The 26,196-nt window shown below is 44.0% G+C and carries 14 protein-coding genes; 13 read left to right on the top strand and 1 reads right to left on the bottom strand.

Going from position 1 to position 26,196, the window contains the following annotated elements; translation table 11 throughout:
• Positions 1 to 27 precede the first annotated feature (27 nt).
• From DB520_RS09605 to DB520_RS09545, 13 genes are all read left to right on the top strand, one after another.
• Positions 28 to 915 (top strand): sugar phosphate isomerase/epimerase family protein, encoded by an 888-nt coding sequence (locus DB520_RS09605; RefSeq protein ID WP_114749507.1) that lies wholly within the window; start codon positions 28 to 30, stop codon positions 913 to 915.
• A 95-nt stretch (positions 916 to 1,010) separates the two neighbouring features.
• Complete coding sequence (locus DB520_RS09600; protein ID WP_114749506.1) at positions 1,011 to 2,882, top strand: 7TM diverse intracellular signaling domain-containing protein; 1,872 nt, start codon at positions 1,011 to 1,013, stop codon at positions 2,880 to 2,882.
• A 535-nt stretch (positions 2,883 to 3,417) separates the two neighbouring features.
• Positions 3,418 to 6,498 carry a SusC/RagA family TonB-linked outer membrane protein gene (locus DB520_RS09595; protein ID WP_114749505.1) on the top strand — a complete coding sequence of 1,027 codons (3,081 nt, stop codon included), beginning with the start codon at positions 3,418 to 3,420 and terminating at the stop codon, positions 6,496 to 6,498.
• Positions 6,499 to 6,509: 11 nt separating this feature from the next.
• On the top strand, positions 6,510 to 8,057 hold the full coding sequence (locus DB520_RS09590) for a RagB/SusD family nutrient uptake outer membrane protein (RefSeq protein WP_114749504.1): 1,548 nt from the start codon (positions 6,510 to 6,512) through the stop codon (positions 8,055 to 8,057).
• Positions 8,058 to 8,163: 106 nt separating this feature from the next.
• Positions 8,164 to 9,243 carry a LamG-like jellyroll fold domain-containing protein gene (locus DB520_RS09585; protein WP_114749503.1) on the top strand — a complete coding sequence of 360 codons (1,080 nt, stop codon included), beginning with the start codon at positions 8,164 to 8,166 and terminating at the stop codon, positions 9,241 to 9,243.
• A 114-nt stretch (positions 9,244 to 9,357) separates the two neighbouring features.
• Positions 9,358 to 11,322 (top strand): glucoamylase family protein, encoded by a 1,965-nt coding sequence (locus DB520_RS09580; protein WP_114749502.1) that lies wholly within the window; start codon positions 9,358 to 9,360, stop codon positions 11,320 to 11,322.
• A 10-nt stretch (positions 11,323 to 11,332) separates the two neighbouring features.
• Complete coding sequence (locus DB520_RS09575) at positions 11,333 to 12,676, top strand: glucoamylase family protein (RefSeq protein ID WP_114749501.1); 1,344 nt, start codon at positions 11,333 to 11,335, stop codon at positions 12,674 to 12,676.
• Positions 12,677 to 12,744: 68 nt separating this feature from the next.
• Positions 12,745 to 15,282, top strand: coding sequence for a beta-glucosidase BglX (gene bglX, locus DB520_RS09570; RefSeq protein WP_232834908.1), 2,538 nt, complete (start codon positions 12,745 to 12,747; stop codon positions 15,280 to 15,282).
• Positions 15,283 to 15,427: 145 nt separating this feature from the next.
• Positions 15,428 to 16,048, top strand: coding sequence for an RNA polymerase sigma factor (locus DB520_RS09565; RefSeq protein WP_157972001.1), 621 nt, complete (start codon positions 15,428 to 15,430; stop codon positions 16,046 to 16,048).
• 135 nt (positions 16,049 to 16,183) lie between these two features.
• Entirely contained in the window at positions 16,184 to 17,278 is a 1,095-nt protein-coding gene (locus DB520_RS09560) for a FecR family protein (protein ID WP_114749499.1), read from the top strand.
• A 149-nt stretch (positions 17,279 to 17,427) separates the two neighbouring features.
• Positions 17,428 to 20,838 carry a SusC/RagA family TonB-linked outer membrane protein gene (locus DB520_RS09555; protein WP_114749498.1) on the top strand — a complete coding sequence of 1,137 codons (3,411 nt, stop codon included), beginning with the start codon at positions 17,428 to 17,430 and terminating at the stop codon, positions 20,836 to 20,838.
• Between the two features lie 4 nt (positions 20,839 to 20,842).
• Entirely contained in the window at positions 20,843 to 22,645 is a 1,803-nt protein-coding gene (locus DB520_RS09550; protein ID WP_114749497.1) for a RagB/SusD family nutrient uptake outer membrane protein, read from the top strand.
• A gap of 215 nt (positions 22,646 to 22,860) precedes the next feature.
• Positions 22,861 to 23,892: an AI-2E family transporter gene (locus DB520_RS09545; protein ID WP_114749496.1), complete on the top strand. Its 1,032-nt coding sequence runs from the start codon at positions 22,861 to 22,863 to the stop codon at positions 23,890 to 23,892.
• 198 nt (positions 23,893 to 24,090) lie between these two features.
• Here DB520_RS09545 and DB520_RS09540 read toward each other — a convergent pair whose 3' ends face one another.
• Positions 24,091 to 26,148 carry a hypothetical protein gene (locus DB520_RS09540; RefSeq protein WP_114749495.1) on the bottom strand — a complete coding sequence of 686 codons (2,058 nt, stop codon included), beginning with the start codon at positions 26,146 to 26,148 and terminating at the stop codon, positions 24,091 to 24,093.
• Positions 26,149 to 26,196: the final 48 nt, after the last annotated feature.

The following is a 26,196-nucleotide window of genomic DNA, read 5'->3' as shown; positions in this document are numbered from 1 at the left end:
TAAAAAACCTAAAATAAAATTGATAAAATGCCCAAATTAGCTGCGTTTCCAAAGGCCTATATGCAGGCTCTTTGTAAAGATGGAACCATGAAGTTGGAAGAATGGATCAACTTGGCCTCCAAATTGGATGTAATGGGATTGGAATGGTACGCCGGTTTTCTGGAAATGGAGGATAAGTCCATGTGGCCAGAGTTCAGAAAAATGGTGGAGGATAACGGGAAATCCATACCCATGATGTGCTGTTCTCCTGACTTTACCCACCCAGATGCCTCATTTAGAGAAAAGGAGATAAAAAAGCAAAAGTACTGGATAGACATGACACATGCCCTAGGGGGGCAATACTGCAGGGTTTTGAGTGGGCAGCGCAGACCTGAACTAACCCTGGATGAGGGAGTGAAACTTGCAGCGGATGCCATAATGGCCTGCATACCCTATGCAAAAGAGCGGGGCATAACACTTATCATAGAAAACCACTATAAGGACGACTTTTGGGAATATCCGGAATTTGCGCAGAAAATGGATGTATTTTGCCAATTGGTGGATCAAATCCATCACCCAAACTTCGGGGTGAATTATGATCCCAGCAATACTTTCCTGGCAGGAGAAGACCCATTGGAACTGTTAGGGAGAATCTCCCATCGCGTGGTCACCATGCATGCCAGTGACAGGTACCTGAAATCCGGCACTATTGAAGACCTGAAAAAAGAGGAAGATGGGGCAGTAGGTTATGCCAAAAGGCTAAGCCATGGTGAAATCGGAAAAGGATTGAATGATTACGATGCTATCTTCTCAGAATTGAAGAGCAAAGGCTTTGACGGCTGGATCAGTATTGAAGATGGGGTAGATGGCATGGATCAATTGGAAAGAAGTGTGAGCTTTTTGAAGCAAAAAATCAGGAAATATTGGGATAAATAGGAGAAACCTCTACTTCCTACCCTAGTCCTGAATGCATAGGTTGGGTATACTTGTGGCAATACCCTATTTTTGTGGGAGCCAATCGGATACCCAACATGAAACCTTTTACAATTAATCTGGCATTTTTATGTGCCTGCATTATTATTACTGAAAATAGTTTTGCCAGCTCACCGATTATACTCAACGACAGCAAGGAGGAACGGATTTTCTCCATTTCTCAATTGGAGTTTTACGAAGACATTCCTGGTGAATTGACCATCGAGGAAGTGGCTGATGAAAATTTCCAACACCTTTTTCAACTAAATCCCCTCTATAGTAAAAGCCAGGTAGACACTCGCTCCACCTACTGGGTAAAGCTTCAAATCCAAAAGAACCCTGAAAGTGAAAAACTTTGGCTTTTTGAATTTTATGATCAGAGTATTGATCAAATCGAGGCCTATATTCCTAGGGAATTAGGAAAAGGTTTTGAAGTGAAAAATTTAGGGGATGGGCAGAGTTTTGGGCTAAGGGAATTTGCGCACAAAAATTTCCAAATCAAGATATCGAACCAGCAGGAGGGGATGGATACCTACTATTTTAAAATTAGATCTTCACAAAAGGCAGACATTAGAATTGCCGTCCGTTCCTATGACCGATTACTGTTTTATGCCCTGAATGAGTATTTCCTTTATGGGATTTTTTATGGGATGATTTTGATCATTTCACTCTATAACTTAGTAACCTTCATGGCTGTGAGAGAAATGAAGTACTTGTACTACATTTTCTATCTTTGCAGCGCTGGCTTATTTGCCATGAGTCTGGATGGTATAGGTTTCCAGTATTTTTGGCCAAATGTGCCAGAGTTTAATATGTACGCAAATGGCATTTTCAAGTTGTCAGTGATTACTTGGGCAATACTCTTTACTATTCGGTTTTTAAACACCCGCTATAAATCCCCATTGTTTCACTACCTACTCCTGATTTCTTTAGCGGCAAAAGTTGTTGTCTTCTTGGTTGGGGTATTTTACGATGTGCGCTTTTTTGAGATTTCTCACATTGATATCGTTCCTTTCCTACTCATTTTTGCCACCAGTATTTTTGTCTATGTAAAGGGGTATAAAAGTGCCCGGCTTTTTGTAGGTGCTTACGGTGTATTGTTTGTGGGTGCGGTAATTAAGGTTTTAGCCAATACTGCTATTATAGAACACAACACCCTGGTTTATTACAGCCTTCACATTGCATTCCTGATTGAAATGGTCCTGCTTTCCTTGGCTTTGGGTGACCGTATTAAAATCATGAAGCAAATTCGGGACAAAGCCCTAAGAAGGTCTTTAGAACAATACAAAATCAATGTGGCATTAAAAGAAAAAGTCAATGCTGAACTGGAAAGCAAGGTACAGACAAGAACTAGGGAACTGGAGAGGAAAAACCAATTACTCGAAGCATTCAATGCCCAGCTTAGGGAAAAGGATGAAGAAATACAACGGATCAACTCATTCCTGGACAAGGACAATTGGAAGCTAAAGAGTTCCATTAAGGCCTCTTTTCAAGCAAGATTGGACAATAAGGAAATGACTTATGGCGAATTCAAAGAACTTTTCCCCAACAAAGCAGCTTGTTGCAGGTATTTGGAGCAATTAAAATGGGAAGACGGGTTTTCTTGTAGGCATTGTGGTAACGACAAGGCAGGTAAAGGGCCGAAATTGTTTACTCGTCGTTGCTCTAAATGTGGGCATATAGAATCCGTAACGGCTGGTACCATTTTCCATGGGGTGAGATTTCCCCTTGAAAAAGCTTTTTATATTACCTATTCCCTTATTTCGGCCCAAGAACATCATACCTTGGAAGAGCTTTCAGAAACCCTGGACCTAAGGAAAAACACGGTTTGGAGTTTCAGGAAGAAGGTTAAAACCCAGATGGAGGCCAGAGGCCTTCCCTTTCCTCAGTGGCACGAGTTGATAGTGGAGATAGAGCCCCAACGGGAATAGGCATTTTGTGGGGAAAAGGTATACACTTTTTGCTATGTTTTCTGGTTTCATAGGTGGTATGACTTTTATTTTAGGCTACTTTTTGAAAACTGGAAAACATTCTTTTATGTAGAGTGTTTTTTTAGGCTGATGTTGATTAATTGAATATTAATTTTAATAGAATAAGGTATTAATTATAAGCATTGGATTTTTGGCAATTTTTCCATGCATTTAGTTTTTAAAACAGTCCCTTCTAGCATTTATTACTACCTTTTTAAATTTCCACGAATCCAATTTTTTTGAGGAAAATTAGGTTAGTAATTAAGTGGGATTAAAATGTTAAATTACTTCTATTTAATCCTAAATGCAGGTTTTTGAGTGATATCCAAGCGGGAAAAAACCATCTTTATTTTAATATTTTAGTTAAATTTTTTTAAGATATTTTAAGACCATTTTAATGTTTATCTGTTATTAAAGGTAAATTCGATAAATCGACAAACCAGCTTGATTGAGGTACAATTTTCTTGTTGTTTTTTATTTAAAACTAACCATAAATATGAGAGACAAACTACCCAATGGGAGAGCCAAGCAAAGGCTCAGATTCCCTAACCAAAAGTTAACATTACTGCTTATGGCCCTTTTTTTCGTGGTGTACACGGGAGCAATGGCCCAGCAGGAAGTAGTGACCGGAACGGTCACAGATGCAGACGGTGAGCCATTTCCAGGAGTCACTGTAGTAATTGATGGCACCTCTACCGGTACAGTTACCGACATAGACGGTAACTTTTCCATTGAGGTGGGTTCGGAGGATGTATTGGTGTTTTCCTTTGTTGGCTTTACACGAGTGAGCAGGCAAGTAGGGAATGCAAGCACCATAAATGTCCAACTGGAGGAGGACACCCAGGCTTTGGATGAAGTAGTTGTGGTGGGCTACGGTACCCAGCGGGAAAAAGACCTCACCTCTGCCATCGCCACGATTAGAAATGAGGATATTATCAAAACCCCAAATGCCCAGGCTATGCAGGCATTACAGGGCCGGGTAGCTGGTGTTCAAATTGTAAGTAGTGGTGCACCTGGCGCTGCGCCCACAGTTAGAGTTAGGGGTGTTGGTTCCTTTGAAGGTGGGGCGGCTCCTTTATATGTTGTGGATGGAATGTTTTTTGAAAACATCGATTTTCTTAACCCAAATGATATAGAGACTATCAATGTATTGAAAGATGCCTCGGCCTCTGCAATATATGGGGTAAGGGCTGCCAATGGTGTAGTGGTTATAGAGACCAAGTCGGGAAGTTATGATCAAGAACCAGAGATCATTTACGATGGCTATTATGGCTTCCAAAACCCCCAAAACGTGCTTCAAATGGCCAATACTCAACAATTTGTTCAGTATATCAACGAGACAGGTTCGGCAGCGGATATAGCCTTTGTTCAAAATGCCATGCAAAGGTTTGGCCGAAGTAGGATTGATCCCAATATACCGGATGTAAATACCGATTGGTATGCAGAAATGATGAGCCCTTCCTCGATCCAAAACCACACTTTGACGTTCAATGGCGGGAATGACAAAACCAGGTACTCAGTGGGCGGGAGTTATTTTGATCAGAAAGGCCTGATGGATCAAACCCGAAATGACTATAAGCGCCTAAACTTCCGTGTCAAAATTGACACCGATGTACGGGATTGGTTAACCATTGGAGGCAACCTTAATATTAGTACCGCTCAGCAGTTTAATGGGGACGATGGAGCATGGTTTCGTTCCTATTTCGCAGTGCCTTTCTTGCCGGTGTATGATGAGCAAAATGCAAATGCCAGGCCTGTAAGGCTCTCCAATGCCCAACAGCTAGGTTACAGGGGAAACCAAAACCCCTTTTATCCCTTACTGTATAATGACCGCCGCAACAACATCAATAAGGTGTTGGGAAACTTCTATGCCGAAGCGGAAGTGATCCCCAATAAACTGACTTTCAGGACACAGTTCAACTATAACCTGGAAAGCATCAATATGCGAAATACCAACCTGGAGTACAATGATGGTGTGACGGAATTCCAATCCGGACTGAGGAGAGAAACCTTCAACAGGTTTGACCAGATTTTGGACAATTTCCTTACGTATCAGGAGAATTTTGACAGGCACAATCTAACAGTTGTTGTTGGTCAATCTTACAGAAGCGAGACCAATGAGAGATTGTTTGCCCGGGGCACCAACCTGAACCCTGCTCCTCTCCGTAATGCGGAACAATTCTGGTACTTGTCAAATTCTACGGACTTTGACCTGAATGCTATTGGAGATGGTGGGAACAGATTGTTTTTCCTTTCCTATTTTTCCAGGGTTGCATATAACTTCGATGACCGCTACCTGCTTTACGGTACCTTCAGAAGGGACGGCAACAATAAGTTTCAGCAAACTTGGGGTAACTTCGCCACCTTCGGTGCAGGATGGGTGGTTTCTGAAGAGAATTTTTTCAATTCCGGGTTTGTAGACTTTCTCAAAATTCGCGGTTCTTGGGGCCAACTTGGTAATGATGGCATTAACCCCTCTGTGGGAGCTCCTACCTTGGTAGAGACTTCTGCTGCCATTAATGATGTCTTGGTATTTGGCAGGAGGTTAAACCCCACTTTTGATTTGATAGACAGGTGGGAAACTACCGTTGAAACAAACATCGGAGTAAATGCCCGGTTATTCGGAAATAGGTTGTCCCTAGAAGCCGACTATTTTATTCGGGATACCAGGAATTTGGCGGTGAGCATCATCCCACCAGTGATCAGGGCAAGCGAGAGGAGAAGTGTAGGGGAAATCAGAAACCAGGGCCTGGAGTTAACTTTGAATTGGGAGGATAATATTACCCAGGATTTCTCCTACTATATAGGAGGTAATATTGCTACCCTGAACAACCAGGTGTTGGGACTTGGGGGAGCAGAGGGATTGGATGCTGGCTCTGCGGAATTCAGGCAGAGATCTATAATTGGTCAGCCCTTTCAGGCCTTCTTCGGATATGAAGTCGATGGGGTTTTTCAAAATGAGGAACAGATTCAGAACAGCGGTTACACCCAGGAGTTTATCAATGATAATAACCTACAGCCAGGAGATTTGATTTTCAGGGATCAGAATGGTGATGGCGTGATTAATGATGAGGACAGGGTGGTGTTAGGGTCATTTTTACCCTCCCTTACCTATGGATTTAACATGGGTTTTACTTTTAGAAACTGGGATTTTTCGGCACTTTTTCAAGGTCAGGCAGGGTACAGCATTCTGAACAGAAAGCGTGGAGAAATCATTTTCACCAACGATACCAATATTGATGCGGATCTTGCCAATAACCTATGGAGGGGGGAGGGTACTTCGGATAGCTACCCCTCAGCATCCGGGTTGAGAAGAGGTTGGAACCAAAATCTAAGTAGCTATTTCATAGAAGATGGTTCTTATTGGAGGATTCAAAATGTGAGATTGACCTATTCCTTTCTGGACAGACAGCTTTTCGGGGTAAATATGCCCAATACTGCCCTTACGCTTACTGCGGAAAGACCTTTGACAGTCTTTGACTACAATGGCTTCAACCCAGAGGTGCCCAATGGAATAGATCGTCAAGTGTATCCTATACCTGCAATATACACCCTTGGCCTAAATGTGAAATTCTAAATTTGGAGAAAATGAAACCATTTAAATATATCTATAATTTACTCATCCTAACGTTCGTCGCCACTTTATTGGGCGCTTGTGTGGACGCCCTGGACGAACCCCTTGAGAACCAATTTCTGGTAGAGGGAACGGATTATTCTGAATCACAGAATATGGTATTGCTACTTTACGGATCCTATGCGCAATTGTACGGCATGCAATGGGAAACCCATCCGATATTGGGTGTGAGAGGGGACGATGTGAATGCCGCAGGAGATCAATTTCCGTTGATAGAAACCGATGAATTCCGATATGACCGGAATTTTTGGATGTACAACTCGGTGTGGCTTAACCTTTACTCTGACTTATTGTATTGGCACGGGGCCATTGAAGAAATAGAAAAGTACCAGGAGGCAGGAGCCAGCGAGGCAAACGCCCAGCAATATATTGCCGAGATCAAGGTAATGCAAGGGTTTAAAATGCTTCAACTTGCCAGGCTATGGGGAGCCATCTTGATCCCTTTAGAGTCGCAGCCCAGCCATTTGTTCAATGTGCAAGTTTCTGAATTTTCTGAGGTGCTAGAGTATATCTCCGGCTATATGGACGAGGCGATCCCATTTCTTCCTGCGGTGCATCCCGCGGATAGGTCTGATGTGACAGGTGGTATTACACGATATACTGCATTGGCTGTAAAAGCCATGGCTAATTTGGAGTTGCAGAATTATCCTGTGGTGGTGGCGGCCACCGATGAGATCATTTCCAGTGGAATGTTTGAACTCAAGGATGATTTCTACAACCTTTTTAAAATACCAGGAAAGCTTGACCGGGAAAATATCCTGGAAATGCAATACTCGGACTTTGGTCAGGCAAGTGGAACCGTTACCAGATTCAACTGGAACTTTTATGGCCCAGCCCTTTGGACTCCCGCTGTGTCCGGTGCCGGCGGCGGTTGGGGTTTTTGGGAGCCCACCACAAAATACATCAAATTCATGTTGGATAGAGGGGAGAGGATCAGATTGGAAACTTCTGTCCTTTTCACCCCGGATGGAATGAACGAGATCAGATCTGATCCGGATTTTGCGGAATTGCCCGCTTGGATTTCCAATATCACCAGGGACGGCGACCAATTCAATAACCATCCCAGGTATAATTTCTTGAGTGGAAAGCACTATTTGCCTTCTGTTCAATTAACACCCGGGCGCTTCACCTATGGTGAAAACAAGAATTTTACAGCCATTCGATACGCCGAGATCCTGCTCATGCATGCCGAAGCCCAGGTAAGTGGCGCAGGTAGTGCTGTATTATCTGCAGAAGAAGCAGTAAATGCCGTGAGGGCTAGGGCAGGATTGGACCCGGCACCGGTGGTGGACCTTGACGTGGTCTTGGATGAAAAATTTGCGGAGTTTGGAATGGAGTGGGGGGTCAGGTTCAATGACCTTATCCGGCACAATAGAACGGAAGAGTTGAACTATGAAGGAAGAAACTTTAATCTTCAAAATCATAGGTTCCTTCCTTACCCATTGGAACAACAGGACATCATTCCTCAAATAAGGGAAGCGGCAGAAGCCAGAAACCAATGAATGAGAAAGATAAGAAAAAATAAGGCATGAGACACGATGTGCATGTAGGAGTGAACAATATCCTGCGATATAAGCTATGTTACCGTTGAAAAAAAATCACTAAACAATGAAAAAAATCAGTTTAATAGCAGGCCTTTTAGTGCTCTTCTGGGCCTGCGACCAGAACTACATCGACGATATTGAAACCGTGGACCCTGGTGAAGACATGGAAGCCCCAGAGGTAACCATTAACTCCCCTGTAGAAGGTGCACAGATCAGGGTAGTAGAAGATGTGACTTCCATTACTATTGACCTGGAAGTGACAGATGACATTGAGATAGAAAACGTTATACTACTCTTCAATGGGGAAGAAATTGCGCGATTTGATGATTTCCCGGATTTTCGAAGAGCCCTAAAGCAATATCGGTTTGAGGAAGTGCCCAATGGTGAGCATACCCTGACCGTAATTGCAACGGACTCATCTGGAAAAACCACCGAAGAATCCGTGAGCTTTGAGAAGATAGAGCCGTATCGGCCAGTCTATGAAAATGAGGTCTTTTATGTAAACTTTGACGGAGATTTTACGGAATTGGTTACCATACAAAGTCCGGAAGTGAATGGGAACCCGGGTTTTGCAGATGGAAAGATCGGCAGAGCCTATAGGGGTTCCAGTAGTGGATATTTGATGTACGAAGCGGAACATTTGCAAAACGAGGAATTTAGTGCAGTTTTTTGGTACAAGACCAATGCAGACCCCAACAGGGCAGGACTTCTGGTTATGGGCCCTCCCGACGAAGCCAACCCTGGGTCTGCCAATAACAGAACCCGTGGATTTAGGTTTTTCAGGGAAGCAGGAGGAGATAACCAACGTTTTAAGCTGAACGTGGGCAATGGTTCTGGAGAAAACTGGTTTGACGGTGGTCCTGCAGCAGATATCGATCCTTCTTCGGATGAGTGGGCCCACCTTGCGATCACAATCGGTAGTACTAACTGTACCGTTTATATCAATGGAGAGGTGGTAAGTACGGGCGAGTTTCCAGGAATAGACTGGGAGGGATGTGATATCCTTTCTGTCGGATCTGGTGCTCCTAGGTTTATTGGGTGGGGTCACCTTTCTACCCAAAGCTTAATGGATGAACTTAGGATCTTTGACGTTGTCCTAACTCAAGAGGAAATTCAAGATATCATGGAGGCCGAAAGGCAATGAGTTAGGTTGCTTAAATGTTCAGGATTTTCACAACTGGGCATGTAATTCTAATTACACACCCCAAGATGGGATATGGAGAGTCATATCCCATCTTACTTCTTTAAAGCCTACTTTATGAAATATCCCTTTTTGTTATTTTCTTTTGGCTTTCTAATACTTTTCGCTGCCTGTGAAAGGGAGGAAGAATGGGTGACCCCAGCCTTACTTCAAATTATCGTAGGGGAACAGGAGCTTGAAATTGAGGGAGAGATGTCTGCCAATTTGCCCATTGATAGGTCAATAACCCTGGCATTTTCACAGGCATTGGACCCTTCAAGTGTGGCAGGAGGGATTAGGTTGCTAGAAGGAGAAGAAGAAATCCCAACCAATTCCAATCTCATATCCAACAACACAAGGGTGGTGCTAAATAAAGTGGGAACATTTTCAACCAACACAGTTTATACCATTTCCATAAATGAAAACCTGCAGACCATATCAGGGGTAAGTTTTTCTCCAAAAAGCGTTGCTTTCAGAACCCAAATTGGTGATTTGGCGCTGACTGGTTTTACTATTGAAGAGGGGAAAGAATTGGCGGGTGGAAGGATAAGCGAAGTACCTTTGGAATTTAGGCTCAATTTAGAATTTTCCAACCCCATTGAACCCTCATCTTTTCAGGAAGCTTTTTCCATCAAAGGGCAAGAAGTGCCTAACCTAGGCATTCAATTTGACGAAACCCAAACACAAGTTACCGTACGTTCAGAAGGGGAGTTAATGGATTTGTCCAAATACACTCTATCCGTTTCGGAGACCCTGCTAGGTCAGGGAGGGGAGGGTTTTGCCGGGTTTTCGCAGGTGTTCTATACCAGTGTGGATGAGACTCCCAAATTTCCGGTTATTACAGATGAAGACTTACTGACATTGGTTCAGGAACAGACCTTCCGTTATTTCTGGGATTTTGCGCACCCCAACAGTGGATTAGCCCGGGAACGAAATTCCTCCGGAGATCTGGTAACCATCGGAGGCTCCGGGTTTGGTGTGATGGCATTGATAGTAGGGGTAGAAAGAGGGTTTATCACCCGGAAGGAAGCAGTGGAAAGGTGGGTAAGGATAGTGGATTTTTTGGGAAACGCCGATCGGTTTCACGGAGTATGGCCCCATTGGCTCAACGGAAATTCCGGGCAGGTAATCCCATTTAGCCAAATGGACGATGGAGGGGACCTAGTGGAGACTTCCTTTATGATTCAGGCATTACTTACCCTAAAGGCTTACCTGGATCCGACTATAGGTACGGAGGGATACATTATCGATAAGATTACCAGGCTTTGGAGAGATGTGGAATGGGATTGGTACACCCGCGGAGATAGGGAAGTTTTGTATTGGCATTGGTCCCCTGAGCATGAGTGGGGAATGAATCTGCCCATTCAAGGATACAACGAATGCTTGATCACTTACCTATTGGCAGCAGGATCCCCTACCCGTTCCATTTCCCGTTCTGTATATGAGCAGGGCTGGGCCAGAGGTGGGGATATGGTCAATGGCAATAATTACCTGGGGATCAACCTTCCATTAGGCTCTCCATTTGGTGGGCCATTGTTTTTTGCCCATTATTCTTACTTAGGCCTAGACCCTAGAACACTCTCCGATCAGTATGCCAACTACTGGGAGCAAAATGTAAACCATACCCTGATTAACAGGGCACATTGCATTGAAAACCCACAAGGGTGGGTGGGGTATAGTGAACGTTGTTGGGGGCTCACGGCAAGCGATAACCAGGATGGATATTCGGCACATTCCCCTACCAACGACAGGGGGGTGATCACTCCCTCCGCCGCCCTGAGCTCTATGCCTTACACGCCCGAGGAATCCATGGAAGCTTTAAGGTTCTTCTATTACCAATTGGGGGACAGAATATGGGGCGAATACGGCTTTCATGATGCCTTCAATATCACTGAAGAATGGTATGCAGATTCTTACCTAGCCATTGACCAAGGGCCCATTATTTTAATGATCGAAAATTACCGGACAGGTCTTCTTTGGGACCTGTTTATGCAGGATCCTGACCTACAATCGGGATTGGAAAATTTATTAATCAATCCATAAGCAAAAACTCATGAAGTATTATTTAGTATTTGTAACATTAGCCTTATTAGTCACTGTATCCTGTGAGCCAAAGGTAGGAAATGGTAGTGAGGATGAAGGAAAGATATCGGATGATTCTTTGTTTAACCTGGTTCAATACAGGACTTTCCAGTATTTCTGGGATGGGGCGGAGCCCACCTCCGGCCTGGCAAGGGAACGATACCATGTGGATGGGGAATATCCCCAGGATGACAGAAATGTGGTCACCTCCGGAGGTGGGGGATTTGGGGTAATGGCTATCTTGGTAGGGATTGAACGTGGATTTATCAGCAAAGAAGAGGGGGTCGAGCGTCTAAATAAAATTGTGGAATTTTTAGAAAAGGCAGATAAGTTTCATGGTGCCTTTCCCCATTGGTGGCACGGCGAAACGGGTAAAGTAAAGCCCTTCAGTGAAAAAGACGATGGAGGAGACCTCGTGGAAACTGCCTTTATGGTACAAGGCCTATTAACGGTGAGGCAGTACCTCAGGGATGGCGATGAGGAAGAGAAAGCGTTAGCAAACCGAATTGATGACCTTTGGAAGGCGGTAGATTTCAATTTTTACCGTAATGAGCGGGACGTGTTGCTCTGGCATTGGAGTCCGAATTACGGCTGGGAAATGAACCATGAAGTGAGAGGGTACAACGAGTGCCTCATCATGTATGTGCTGGCTGCGGCCTCACCTACACACCCAATCCCGACAGAAACCTACCATCAAGGATGGGCCAGAGCAGGTGAAATCAAAAATGATGAAGACCACGAGGCCTATGGCCATCACCTTTCCATGGTGCATAATGGCAATCCAGAGAAGGGGGGACCCTTATTCTGGGCACATTATTCCTATTTGGGTTTAGATCCCCGAACTCTCAAGGATGAGTATGCAGATTACTGGGAGCATAATACCAACCATACCTTGATCAACCGGGCTTGGTGCGTTGAAAACCCGCTTGGATATGAAGGATATGGCCCACAGAGCTGGGGACTCACCTCAAGCTATTCGGTAAATGGATATTCCGGGCATGCGCCAGCAGAAAGCAGAGACAAGGGAGTCATTACCCCAACAGCCGCCTTATCTTCGATGCCCTACACACCTGAGTATTCCAAAGAAACAATGAGATATTGGTACGACGAACTGGGGGATAAATTGTTCGGGAAATTTGGGTTTTACGATGCCTTTAGCGAGACGGAGGACTGGTTCCCTCAAAGGTACCTGGCCATTGACCAAGGCCCTATTGTTGTGATGATGGAAAATCATCGCTCGGGGCTGCTTTGGGACCTTTTTATGAGTTGCCCTGAGGTGCAGGAAGGTTTGGATAAGCTTGGTTTTGAATATTAACGTAAGTGGGAAATTCCTGAATTACCACTATTAAGAATTCGCGGGTTTCCACAGCGCAAGGGTACATCATGGAATTAGGGACCATCTTCACAAATTTATCTATTTTCCTGAATAAGGGCCCTACGAACAGCATGATCCGTTGTGGAATAGACCTGGAAAAATTATACAGCTCCTGGATGGTCTATGGCCAAACCGAACTTGATCTCAGAAGCCTGAATGTGGGCCAAGAATATTATTTTACCATAGAAGCTTTCAATGAAAACGGAATATCATCAGCCTCTAACATTCATTATATTTCTTTAACCAAAACCCCAAAAGCGATGAAAACCCATCTTCTATTTGCGCTTGTTTTAGGCACATTATTCTCTGGAGGCGCCCTTGCTCAACACATTGATGAAAAGCATGACAGGAGAGCTGATTCCATTATTTCCTTGATGACATTGGAGGAAAAAATCGGGCAATTGAATTTACCCGCGGCAGGGGAGATCACCACAGGTCAGGCCTCCAGTGCTAATATTGCTGAAAAAATTCAAGCCGGGCAGGTAGGGGGTCTATTCAATTTAAAAGGTGCGAAAAAGATCATGGAGGTTCAACGACTTGCCGTGGAAGAAAGTCGCTTGGGTATTCCCCTTTTATTTGGGATGGATGTAATCCATGGTTATGAGAGTGTGTTTCCCATTCCCCTGGGACTATCCTGTTCTTGGGACATGGATCTGGTGGAAAGGTCTGCAAGAATAGCTGCCAGGGAGGCAAGTGCAGATGGCATTAATTGGACGTTCTCTCCTATGACCGATGTATCCAGGGATCCCAGGTGGGGTAGGGTGTCTGAGGGCAATGGAGAGGATCCTTACTTAGGGGCAGAAATTGCCAAAGCCATGGTGAGAGGGTACCAGGGAGAAGATCTTTCGGAAGAGGAGACCATTTTGGCCTGTGTGAAGCACTTTGCCTTATACGGAGCACCTGAGGCAGGTAGGGATTATCATACAGTAGATATGAGTAGGATACGTATGTACAACGAATACTTTTTGCCTTACCAGGCGGCCATTGAGGCAGGTGTGGGGTCAGTGATGACAGCTTTTAACGATGTGGAGGGTATCCCTGCCAGTGGCAATAAATGGTTGATGACCGAAGTATTGAGAAACCAGTGGGGATTTGACGGATTTGTGGTCACGGATTATACCGCCATCAATGAGATGGTGGATCATGGGGTAGGAGACCTTCAGGCGGTTTCTGCCTTGGCGTTGAAAGCCGGTGTGGACATGGACATGGTGGGGGAGGGCTTTTTAACTACTTTGAGAAAATCATTGGAAGAAGGCAAAATCACCAAATCTGAAATCGAAGAGGCCTGCAAAAGGATCTTGGTGGCAAAATCCAGGTTAGGGCTTTTTGAAGACCCTTATAGATACTGTAAGCCGGGATGGGCGGAAAGAGAAGTTTTCTCTGAAACCAATAGAAAAGCTGCCAGGGATATTGCCGCTCAAAGTTTGGTCTTAATGAAAAACGAAGAAAACATACTGCCCTTACAAAAATCCGCCAAAATTGCCCTGGTGGGTCCTTTGGCGGATAACCGGGAGAACATGACAGGAACATGGAGCGTGGCGGCAAATTTTGATCAATCCGTGTCGCTAAAAAAGGGATTGGAAAATGCCCTAGGCGATATGGGAGAAATTCTATTGGCCAGAGGAGCCAATGTGACAAGGGATCCTGACCTGGAAGAAAGGGTAAGCATATTCGGGAAACCCACCTACAGGGACGAAAGGCCGGAAGAGGAATTGATCCAGGAAGCCGTGGAAATAGCAAAGGGAGCTGATGTGGTCATTGCGGCAATGGGAGAGGCGGCGGAAATGAGCGGAGAATCATCCAGTCTAACCAACATAGAATTGCAGACTAATCAAAGGGATTTATTACAGGCTCTCCATGCCACTGGAAAACCTGTGATCTTGGTATTATTTTCTGGCAGGCCATTGGCCTTGGAATGGGAAGCAGTGCATCTACCGGCGATACTGAATGTTTGGTTTGCCGGCTCGGAAGCAGGCGATGCCATTGCCGATGTGCTTTTTGGTGACGTAAATCCTTCTGGCAAATTGACAACCTCATTCCCCAGAAACACCGGCCAGATTCCCATCTATTATAACCATAAAAACACTGGCAGGCCTTTACCGGAAGGGGAATGGTTTCAGAAATTCCGATCCAACTATCTCGATGTGCCCAATGAAGCCTTATTTCCTTTTGGGTTTGGGCTCAGCTATACCCAATTTGAATACGGGAAGCTGGAGGTCAGCGACCTTAAGCCCTCTGGTGATCAAAAGATCAAAGTGAAGGTAGCTGTGCGAAACCAAGGTGATAGAGATGGAAAAGAGGTAGTGCAGCTCTATATCAGGGATGTGGTGGCATCCATCACGCGACCGGTAAAGGAATTAAAGGCCTTTCAAAAAATTTCCCTAAATGCAGGAGAAGAAAAGGAGGTACTTTTTGAAATTGGGTTGGATGAGTTAAAATTTTACAATTATAAATTGGAGCATGTATGGGAGCCTGGGGAGTTTGAAATCATGGTAGGGCCAAATTCTGCGGAATTGGAAACCCTGAAAGTGGATTGGAGGAAGTAAGGTGTTTTATTTACAAATAAACTTCCTGAAAAGCCTTAAATTCACCGCTTAAATATTACCTATACCGACCCCTCTACTTTAATTATAATTTATATTTGTAATTAAAACCAAAAGTTTTACTTTTCTGCCATAAAAACCCAAAATGATGAACAGTAAGGCAGATCAAACAATTTCTGAGGAGGCATTTTGCACTGAAGATCAACTTTTTTGGCAAATCATTAAAGCAGGGGACCCAAAAGGTCTCGAAAGATTTTACGAGAAATACGCAGAAGAACTCTTTTCCTTTGGAATGAATGTTGTTTCGGAAAAAGAACTTGTCAAGGACTGTATACAAGAAGTGTTTTTAGAGCTCTGGAGATATAGGTCCTCTTTAAACTCCATAAGGAATTTCCGACTCTACCTTTTTAAGTGTTTGAGAAACAGGATTTTTCACGAATCGGCAAAAATTCGCTTGATTAAACCAATTGAGGATGTCCCCGTACATAACGGCCAACTGCAAGTGGAGGCCGAAGAGACAAATCTCATTGCTTCCCAAATCGAATTGGAAAAACAAGAGGCAATGGCAGATGCGCTTAGAAAATTGCCGGATCGACAGAAGGAAGTGATTCAGTATTTGTTTTTTGAGAGCTTCACCTATGAGCAAACATCCGATATAATGGGCATAAATGTGCAATCAGTATATACGTTGGCGTGGAAAGCGCTTAACCGTCTAAAAAAACATTACTCCAAAGGAGTTGCTTTATTTTGTCTGTTTCAATTTTTTTAGAATACATTCATTTTTTTTACTAAATCCATAAATACAAACAATGTTTTTTCTTAATAACATAAATTTTATTTTTTTTTGCCAAATGAAGGATAGAATTTGACTATTTTTCTCTCGTAGTAGATAGTTTGTGATACTATGGATATAACCAATTATACTACTGAGGATTTCCTTCTTGACAGTTCTTTTAGAGAATGGGTGTTAAGGCCAAACGCCACATTAAACATCAAATGGGAGAAACTAATCGAGGAGAATCCTGGGAAAAGGCAACAAGTAAGGTTAGCTAGGGAGATGCTTTTGCATTTGCCACAATGGAAGCATCAATTTCAAACAGAAGAGAAAACTTTGCTTTGGAAACAAATCCATTATAACCTCAAGGAGGAACAAGTAGAAATTCCAGTGGTGCCCATCCATTCCAAGAGCACACTTGAAAAGAGGAGGATCCGTAAAAACGATGATTATACATGGTTAAGGGTGGCCATTATATTGATTATAGTCTTAGGCTTGGGGTATTTTTTGATGCCCCTACCCGGAGATGAGACCGATGTGGAGGAACCAGCCGTAGCTTTTGTAGAGCGGGTTACCCCTCCAGGGGTAAAAGCCCATATCACGCTAGGAGATGGAAGTAAAGTGATACTCAATGCCAATAGTAAACTTACTTTTCCAAAACCATTTGATCAGGACAGAAGAGAAGTTTTTTTGGAGGGTGAAGCCTATTTTGAAATTGCCAAAGACTCAATGAGAGTATTTTCAGTGCACTCCGGTGGGCTAGAGACCATAGCTTTAGGAACCTCTTTCAATGTGGAAGCATATACGGATGGATTTTGCAATGTAGCCTTGGTTTCTGGAAAGGTAATCGTCCAGGATAAGGTTGCAAATGATAAGTCAGACAATAAAGGAACCACCTTGTCTCCTGGAGAAATGTTAAAATATAATTCCAGAGGATTTATGGTAAAGGCTTTTGATGAAGAAAGTGTAGTGGGCTGGACCAAGAAATTGATTCTATTTGAACATACACCTTTACCCAAAGCAGTAAGGGTATTGGAGAATTGGTATGGGGTGAAGTTCCATTTTGTAAACCAGCCTGAGAACAAGATATCCTTTAAGGGGAGATTTCAGGATGAAACCCTTCAAAATGTGATGAAAGGCTTGAGCTATGCCGCCGGATTTTCCTATCAAATCGATGGAGACCGGGTTTATATAACCTTTAATAATTCTCAAATTCAACGCTAATTTGCCTATGAGGAAAAACTAATGGAAAAAATCCCCGGGATGCGTCAACATCCCCGGGATCAACTACCCCATCCAGTGGAAATGGATAAACAGGGTAGGCGTTCAATTAAATCGATCAATTTCAGGACTTAATTTAACAGAGTAAAGATATGAAAAATCTTGTACCTATTGTACTTGGTATGACCAAACTATGCCTATACGCATTCATTGTACAGTGTTTTTCGATGAGTTGGCTTTTGGCCAATGATGGCAAGGCCCAACAGAAAAACATAGAGGAGGTATTGATCAACGTCAATATCCAAGAAACAGCTATCGAAGAAGCTTTTTCAAAAATTGAAAGGGCCTCTGGGTTTCACTTTGTCTATACCCCGGAGGAAATGGCAAGCATGGAAAGGGTTTCATTAAACGGGCAAAAAGCAAGTGTATATGAGTTATTACAAAACCTTTCTGCGCAAACAGGGCTGCAATTTAGACAGGTAAATCAGAACATTCACGTAAGAAAATTAGAAGGGGGTTCAGGTGCTTCCGTTGAGATGGTCGCAAACGAATCCATCGAGGCAATGGCAACTGTGACAGGTGTAGTTACCGATGAGGATGGGGAGCCATTACCCGGTGCTACAGTGATTATCGAAGGCACTACAGGTGGGACAGTTACGGATATAGAGGGCAGGTTCTCCATAGACGCAGATGAAGGAGAAGTATTGGTATTCTCCTTTGTGGGCTTTGAAACTCAAAGAATTATTGTGGGTTCCGCTACTACCCTTAGCGTGAGGATGATCATGGATTCCCGCTCCTTGGAGGAAGTAGTCGTAGTGGGGTACGGGGAGCAGCGAAAAGTCACTTTCACCGGTTCGGTATCCTCGGTAAAAGGAGAAGAGATAAGGACTGCGCCGGTGACCAATGTGAGTAACAGCCTTGTGGGAAGACTGCCTGGTCTAAGCTCTGTCACAAGAAGTGGGGAGCCAGGAAATGATGATTCCATGATTCGGATAAGAGGCACGAACACCTTGGGGAATAATACTGCCTTGGTGGTCGTGGATGGCATACCTGGTAGGTCCCTTTCTAGGATTGATCCTAATAGTGTGGAAAGTATTACCGTTTTGAAAGATGCTTCTGCCGCTATTTATGGTGCGCAGGCGGCCAATGGAGTCATACTTATAACTACCAAGCGGGGAAAAACTGGTAAACCAGTCATAGAGTTAAATTCAAATTTCGGCTGGAATCAACCTACTGTATTGCCGGAAATGGCTAATGCGGAGCAGTACTTGACCATGCTCAATGAAATAGACATGTATAGGAACCGTCAGCCCAGGTTTACTGAGCAGGAAATCGATGACTTTAGGCAAGGAACCGACCCCTGGCATCACCCGGACACCGATTGGTTTGGTGAGGTTCTTCGGCCTTGGGCACCACAATCCTATCATACCCTGACTGCCTCAGGAGGAACTGAAAGTATCAATTATTTTTTGATGCTAGGTGCAAAGGGCCAGGATGGCTATTATTATAACAGTGCCACTAGGTATGATCAATATGATTTCCGGAGTAACCTTGATGGAAAAATCAATGATTACGTGAAAATAGGCTTCGATATTGCCGGGAGGCAGGAGAAGAGGAACTTTCCCACCCGCTCTGCAGGGAATATCTTCAGGATGATAATGAGAGGAAAACCAAATATGCATGCTTATTGGCCTGATGGCAGCCCCGGTCCTGATATTGAATACGGGGACAACCCGGCCATCATCACCACCGATGCCACCGGATACGATGAGAGCAACCTTTATAACCTTCAAACCACCTTGAGGCTGAATATGGATAATCCCTGGATTGAAGGTCTTTCATTCAACGGTAATGTGGGCTTTGACCAAACCTTTACCACGCAAAAGCGCTTTGAGACTCCTTGGTTTTTGTACAGCTGGGACGGCAACACCTACACGCCTGACGGTACCCCAGAGCTGGTCAGGGGACAAAGAGGTTTCAATGACCCTAGGTTGAGTGAGAATATGGGTACCGGTAGAGAGGTATTGGTCAATGGGATGTTGAATTATAACAAGGATTTCGACGAGAACCACGCCATGCGATTAATGGTGGGTATTGAATCAAGGACAGGATTTGGAAACAGTTTAAGTGCATTTCGACGATTCTTTGTTTCTACTGCTGTGGATCAGATGTTTGCGGGAGGCAACGCCGAGCGGGACAACAGTGGATCTGCTTATCAAAATGCCCGACTCAATTATTTTGGGCGTTTCAATTATGAATACGGGGGTAAATATTTGGCCGAATTCGTTTGGAGATATGATGGCTCTTACATATTTCCACAAGGTAGTCGGTTTGGGTTCTTCCCTGGCATTTCTGTAGGGTGGAGGATTTCTGAGGAGGATTTTTGGAAGTCGGCCATGCCCAATGCAGACCACTTCAAAATCAGAGCCTCGTATGGCCAAACTGGCAATGACCGAATAGACGAATGGCAGTACATGGCTTCTTATGGATTTGGCAATATACCCTATATTTTCGGGGTGGATCAAGAACACCAGGCCTTAAGGGAATTGCGAATTCCCAATCCAAATGTGACCTGGGAGGTGGCAGATCAGTACAATGCGGGTATTGAGCTGGGCTTTTTCAACAGTAGGTTGACCATGGAAGCCGACTTCTTTTATAACTATAGGTCACAGATTCTCTGGTGGAGGAATGCTTCTATACCAGCCTCTACCGGGCTTACTTTGCCTAGAGAGAATATTGGGGAAGTTTCCAATAGGGGATTTGATTTTATAACAACGTATAACGGGAATGCAGGGAATTTTACCTATCAAATTTCCGCAAATGCTGGTTATGCTTACAACAGAGTGGAGTTTTGGGATGAATCCCCGGGAGCACCGGAATACCAACAAACTACCGGTAGACCTATTCCATCCAATCCCTTTAACCCAAACCAGGATCTCTACTATCAGGCTGTTGGGATATTCCGGGATCAAGAGCAAATTGATAATACCCCAAATTGGCCAGGTGCCAGACCCGGTGACATCATTTTCGCTGATGTAAATGGGGACGGCGTGATCGATGCCAATGATATGGTAAGAAATGACAGAAACAATATACCCAGGTTCACCGGCGGCTTAAATCTAAGTGCCCAATGGAGAGGGTTTGATCTTGCCATTTTGGTTCAGGGAGCCGCAGGAGCAGTTCGATATGTGAATACAGAATCCGGGGAAATTGGAAACTTTCTCAGGGATTTTGCAGAAAACAGATGGACTCCCGATAACCCTAATGCCAACTATCCAAGGACTTTTAACAGATCGGATGAATATTGGATGAACCAAAGAAACACCTTTTGGCTGCACAGCACAGATTATATTAGGCTAAAAAACCTGGAGCTGGGTTACAACCTTCCTTCTTTTGTCTCCGAGAAACTAGGCCTTCAAAATTTCAGGATGTATGTAAGTGGGTTTAATCTGCTTACTTATGCTCCGGATTTGAGGAATTTTGATCCGGAATCAGACAGCGCTAGTGGGCAAAGTTACCCTTTGCAGCGTGTGATAAATACTGGTTTGACCTTAACCTTCTAAGACAATGAAAAAAAGCAACTATATAATATCTAGTTTTCTTGCCTTATTGGTATGGCTGAGCTCATGCAGCGAGGAATATTTGGATAGGCAACCTTTGGATCAGTTTGCAGAAGATGCAGTATGGAATGATCCTAATCTGATAGAGACTTTCGTCAACAACATATATTTTGCCATCCCTCATGGGTTTCATGCTTTAATGATGTCCAGTCTGGTGGATGAATCCATGGCAGTATGGGACTGGGAAACGAGTAATGCGACCAAAAGTTTGATCAACCCCAGCTATCTGGGGGTTTGGGATGAGAATTTTTGGACTGGTAGAAGATACCAACAGATCAATTGGACAAACAGTTACCGGCAATTGAGGAACTGTAATATCTTTATGGATAAAATCCATGAAGCGGACTTTCCTGATGAATCTTTCAGAGACCGGCTTATAGGAGAAGTACATTTCCTCAGGGGCTTTATTTATCACAACTTATTGTCGGTGTATGGAGGAGTACCATTGATTACTGAAGCTTTCGGGTTAGGCGAAGACTATGAGCAACCTAGAACCAATTATTCCCAAGTGGTAGATTTTGTCGTGGAGGAACTGGACAAGGCCGCAGAGTTGCTACCGCTACAACATTTTGGGGATCAAATGGGGCGGGCCACCAAAGGTGCAGCTTTGGCGCTAAAGGCTAGAACTTTACTATATGCCGCAAGCGACCTTTACCATAACCCATCTTGGGCCCAGGGTTTCAGTAACCCTGAATTGATCAGCCATACCGGTGGGGACCAGATGAGCCGGTGGCGAGCAGCCAAAGATGCGGCCAAAGCTGTGATAGACCTTGGGCAGTATTCGCTGCACAACGGGGGTGGAGAAGATTGGGAAAACTTTGGAGAGGTGTTTACTGCAAAGGAAACTTCGGAGGATATTTATGTGCGGTACATGCTCCAGAGGGTTCAGGAGGATTGGGATATAGGAGACCCAGGTCTCTTCAACGGTCCAAATGGATATCACAATTGGGGAGGTAATACCCCTGTTGGTCAATTGGCTGATGATTTTGAAATGGCGGATGGTTCCAGGTTTGATTGGAGCAACCCACAACATGCAGCAGAGCCATACAGTAACCGGGACCCCAGGTTTTATGCCACTTTTCTTTATGAAGGAGCTAGGTGGAGGCAAAGACCAGAGAATCTTAGGGATTCCGACCCATTAGGAATCATTCAAGTTGGGCAATGGGAAAGGTATAACTCTTCTACAGGACAAGTCAATGTTCAAAATGGACTGGATACCCGCCAGGGTCCTATTGAAGATTGGAATGGAACCTATACAGGTTACTACCTGAGGAAATTTATTGACCCAAATGTGGATCACCAATATTTCAGGCAGGAGGTTCCATGGAGGATCATGAGGTACACCGAGGTTTTATTGAATTATGCAGAGGCATGTATAGAACTTGGTGAGGAGGCTGAGGCAAGAACATATATCAATATGGTACGTGAAAGAGCAGGTATGCCTGCAATAGCGGATTCCGGTGAAGCACTAAAACAACGTTATAGGAATGAGAGAAGGGTGGAACTTGCGTATGAAGACCATAGGTATTTCGATGTCAGAAGATGGATGATCGCACCAGAGGTGTACGGAAATGCCCAGGGAGTAAGAGTAAGGTATGAACTCCAAGCCGATAATACCACTGCCGAAAACCCTACCTATACAGTAATTGAAGTACAGGACAGGTCTTGGCAGGACAGGGCCTATCTGCTTCCCATTAAATTGGATGAAATGAACCGAAACTTTCAATTAGTTCAAAATCCTTTGTATTAATAGTCATTGCGATTAAAATGCTTTAGTAACCAAAAGGGAAGCTATCCATTAGGATAGCTTCCTTTTTAGTTTTTTATTATTATAGCTACAAGCTAGCGGTGGATGTCCAGGAAAAGTGGTTCATGGTTCATTCTTTTATAGCAGGACTTATGGTTTGGCTTTATCCTTGTAGTATATCATAAAATCAATGTAAGATTTCATTTTATCACTATTGAATGCAACATCCTACCCGTTCTCTGATGCACAAAACGCTTACCGTCACCTTTGTGGTAGTAATTGTGGTTGCCCTCTTTTCAATTTTCACCCTAGCCTTTTCAATATTTTTGCTGGCTTTTGGTGGGATTTTATTCTCCTTGTTTTTTCATTCCATTTCAGTAAAACTGCAGGATTGGACTGGTTGGAAAAGAGGGGTAACCCTCAGCCTATCCGTACTGATGATTTTCCTGTTTTATGCAGGCCTCTCCTTTTTGATTGGAAACCAAGTGAGCCAACAATATGATGAGTTTGCTGAGAAGGTTCCAGACATGGTGGAAAACTTAAAATCCCAACTGAATGAAACCATAGTTGGAGAAAAAATAGTAGATAAGCTGGAAGATATGGAGAATGACGACATCGATTTTATTGACAATTTCCAAGCCTTTTTCAGGACCACTTTTGGTTTTTTTGGGGATTTTTATGCAGTGCTTTTCTTTGGGATATTCTTTATGGTCAATCCTGCAATGTATGTAGAGGGATTTGGATTGCTTATACCCTCAAAGGAACGCGATAATACCCTTAACTTTCTAAGGGAAACAGGAGGAAAGCTTAAAGTTTGGCTAAGGGCCATTGTACTGGAGATGATTTTTGTGTTTCTCACCACAGCCATTGGCTTATTTATAATGGGGATTGACTTGTGGTTGATTTTAGCAATTATGGCCGGATTCCTGACCTTTATTCCCAATATCGGTCCAGCACTGGCCATTATTCCTGCCTTTTTGGTTGGCTTGCTTTCTGGTTTTCAGGTAGCCTTTATGGTAGTGGGATTGTACCTGTTGGTTCAGGTGGTGGAATCCGGGATCTTCGGTCCCTTCATTCGCCAGAAGCTGCTTTCCCTACCCCCTGCTTTGGTATTGTTTTTTCAGTTGCTGATGGGTTTGATGACAGGGGTTTGGGGAGTACTGTTCGCCACTCCGTTGCTGGTGGTAATTATTAACCTGGTTCAGGAATATTATGTGGAAAGAGCAATAGAAACCGAAGCATCTCAATAACAATTTTTTGTTTTTATAAAGAGGAGATGTACTGTTCATGGGCTATCGCCACATGTTGCTAGGAAGCGAGATGGGCTGTTTTTTATTGGGATAATAGGAAAAATAAAAAGGAAATCCGATGTCGAATAGATAAACAAAACCAGCTTTTTTTTTAGCCATAAGGCCCCTCCAAAAAGCTGGTTTTGTATTTGTTTAATTTTAAAGGTGAATGATTTTCCCGTTGCTTATGTCCTCAAACAGATTGAGGCTTTCCGCGTCCGGGTTAATATGGGCACCAAAACTGGTATCTACCAAAATGCCCCAACCTCCACCCTTGGTAATTTTGCTGTTTTTTAACTGCAAACCCGCACCACCAGGGAAAACCCCAATACTGGCACTTCTCCCCCCAGACCAGGGTAATGCCTGGCCTCCAGCTCCTGCAATTAGTGTATGTTCCATGATGTTTTGGTCACTGGAAGACTTAAATATCACCCCTCTCCAAAACCCTTTCTGATCTTCAGCGCCTTTAAAGGTTATCTTTTTTTGAGCCGTACCTATGGCCTCCAAATAACCATTTTGGAGGATGGCTAACATGGCATGTTGTGTGAATTCAAGTGTAACACCTGGCAACAATTTCAACCCCGATATTACATCAAGCTGGTTGGGGATAAAGAAGGGTATCCCATCAGGAAGTGGTGCCCACACGGTTTCTTGAGTGGCTTGAAGGGAGAACCCTAAAATCTCTACAGATGGCAATTGATTTTGGGAAAACACCAAATCAGCTTCATTTAGCCTGCTTACCAGGGACGCGGGAAGGGCAATCGTTCTTCCCTTAATGCCTGTAAAGGTGAGGTTGACGCAATCTCCTAAATGCGCACCCGGCTCAATATAGAGGCCATAGGAATTGCTTCCTATAATCTTTGTGTTTGCCAAATGGAGTTTTCCACCATCTCCTGCGTTGTCTATTCCTACTGCGGCGCTCTTGTCCATTCCATACCCTCTTTGGTTGTTGCCGGCGTTTCTGATTTCCACCCATTCCAAGCGGTTTTGGTCACTGCCGGAATGTACTACCAAGCCACCCCATTTTTCTCCCCCGGAAGGCCATACGTTAACAATAATAGGATCATCTTGGCTTCCCTTCGCATGGAGGGAGCCATCAACCCTTAAGAATTTATTCGGGGCCACCTCAAGCTTTACTCCTTTTGACAAGCTAAGGTCGGACTTAACCACCACGTCTTCTTTGACCCTATATTTTGTGTTTTGGCCGAGTTTGTTCCAAGTTACATGGACATCCAGATCCAACACATTTCCTACGAGTTCGATGACATTGTTGGCTGCATTGTTTGTTTCAAAATGCGATTCACTGTCCACCTTATGGGCCTTACTTATTGGCACTAGTAGGTTGATGCCATCATTTTCCCTGAAAACGTTGTTGCCAAAATCAAAATTGGCTGTTTGGTTTATCCAAATGCCGTGGCCTTGGGAGCGATGGATGGTGGTATGGGAAATATTGAGATAGGCATTGTGGGTGAGACTAAGGGCCGTGGCCTGAGGTACAGGATAGATGGTATTACTGCCCGCATCACTCACCTCGACATGTTCAAGGATATTTAACGGGTTGCTGGACTGAGATATGATACCGGCCCAATAGCCTTTGTTCGGCAATTTTCCAATAAATTGGATTTTTTTATCAGGTGAACCTTTTGCAATTATAGTCCCTTCCTCGAACACCTTCAAGCTTTTTTTCTCCTCAAATGCGATGACCACTCCTGGCTGTACGGTCAAGGCTGCCTTGACGCCAAGGTTTACCGTCACCAGGTAGTCCGGGATTGATGGGTCTTCGTGGATATCCACTAACACCCTGTTTTGGAGGATATCCCGGTCAAGTATCACGGTCCCTCCTTGACTATCTTCCACAGCAGTAAGCTTTACCGTGGCTTTACTTTCCCCGGTTTCATTGGCAATTTTCAGTTCGATCTCATAGACACCCAGCTGATCCGGGGTAATTAATGGCTTCATTTCAATGGCCTTTGTTAAAGCCGCATTGCTGTTCTCGGGTTTGGATTTGAGCGTCCACAGAAAGGAAAAGGACTTGTTGTTCCCGTCTTTGGAACCTGAGCCATCCAATTCTACCGCTTCGCCCAGGGGCACCTCTCTATCCATGCCAGCGTTGGCAATTAACTTGTTGCCCAGGTTTGGGGAACCGTCGTCTTCTTTACAGGAGAAAATGGCTACCAGTAAACACATAGCCAAGATTAGTTTGTTGATTGATATCATTTCGTGACTGTTTATTAAAATAGGAATGTTTACTTCCCTGATGGCAAA

This window comes from Pleomorphovibrio marinus, assembly GCF_003347495.1.
In the GTDB taxonomy this organism is placed as follows: Bacteria; Bacteroidota; Bacteroidia; order Cytophagales; family Cyclobacteriaceae; genus Pleomorphovibrio; species Pleomorphovibrio marinus.
This window is presented reverse-complemented; position numbering and strand designations above follow the sequence as displayed.

Excerpts from the sequence above, each read along its gene's own strand:
- DB520_RS09550 (WP_114749497.1), top strand. The coding sequence starts at position 20,843 with ATGAAAAAAAGCAACTATATAATATCTAGTTTTCTTGCCTTATTGGTA.
- DB520_RS09580 (WP_114749502.1), top strand. The coding sequence starts at position 9,358 with ATGAAATATCCCTTTTTGTTATTTTCTTTTGGCTTTCTAATACTTTTC.
- DB520_RS09545 (WP_114749496.1), top strand. The coding sequence starts at position 22,861 with ATGCAACATCCTACCCGTTCTCTGATGCACAAAACGCTTACCGTCACC.
- DB520_RS09540 (WP_114749495.1), bottom strand. The coding sequence starts at position 26,148 with ATGATATCAATCAACAAACTAATCTTGGCTATGTGTTTACTGGTAGCC.
- DB520_RS09600 (WP_114749506.1), top strand. The coding sequence starts at position 1,011 with ATGAAACCTTTTACAATTAATCTGGCATTTTTATGTGCCTGCATTATT.
- DB520_RS09585 (WP_114749503.1), top strand. The coding sequence starts at position 8,164 with ATGAAAAAAATCAGTTTAATAGCAGGCCTTTTAGTGCTCTTCTGGGCC.
- DB520_RS09560 (WP_114749499.1), top strand. The coding sequence starts at position 16,184 with ATGGATATAACCAATTATACTACTGAGGATTTCCTTCTTGACAGTTCT.
- DB520_RS09590 (WP_114749504.1), top strand. The coding sequence starts at position 6,510 with ATGAAACCATTTAAATATATCTATAATTTACTCATCCTAACGTTCGTC.
- DB520_RS09595 (WP_114749505.1), top strand. The coding sequence starts at position 3,418 with ATGAGAGACAAACTACCCAATGGGAGAGCCAAGCAAAGGCTCAGATTC.
- DB520_RS09605 (WP_114749507.1), top strand. The coding sequence starts at position 28 with ATGCCCAAATTAGCTGCGTTTCCAAAGGCCTATATGCAGGCTCTTTGT.
- DB520_RS09565 (WP_157972001.1), top strand. The coding sequence starts at position 15,428 with ATGAACAGTAAGGCAGATCAAACAATTTCTGAGGAGGCATTTTGCACT.
- bglX (WP_232834908.1), top strand. The coding sequence starts at position 12,745 with ATGGAATTAGGGACCATCTTCACAAATTTATCTATTTTCCTGAATAAG.
- DB520_RS09575 (WP_114749501.1), top strand. The coding sequence starts at position 11,333 with ATGAAGTATTATTTAGTATTTGTAACATTAGCCTTATTAGTCACTGTA.
- DB520_RS09555 (WP_114749498.1), top strand. The coding sequence starts at position 17,428 with ATGAAAAATCTTGTACCTATTGTACTTGGTATGACCAAACTATGCCTA.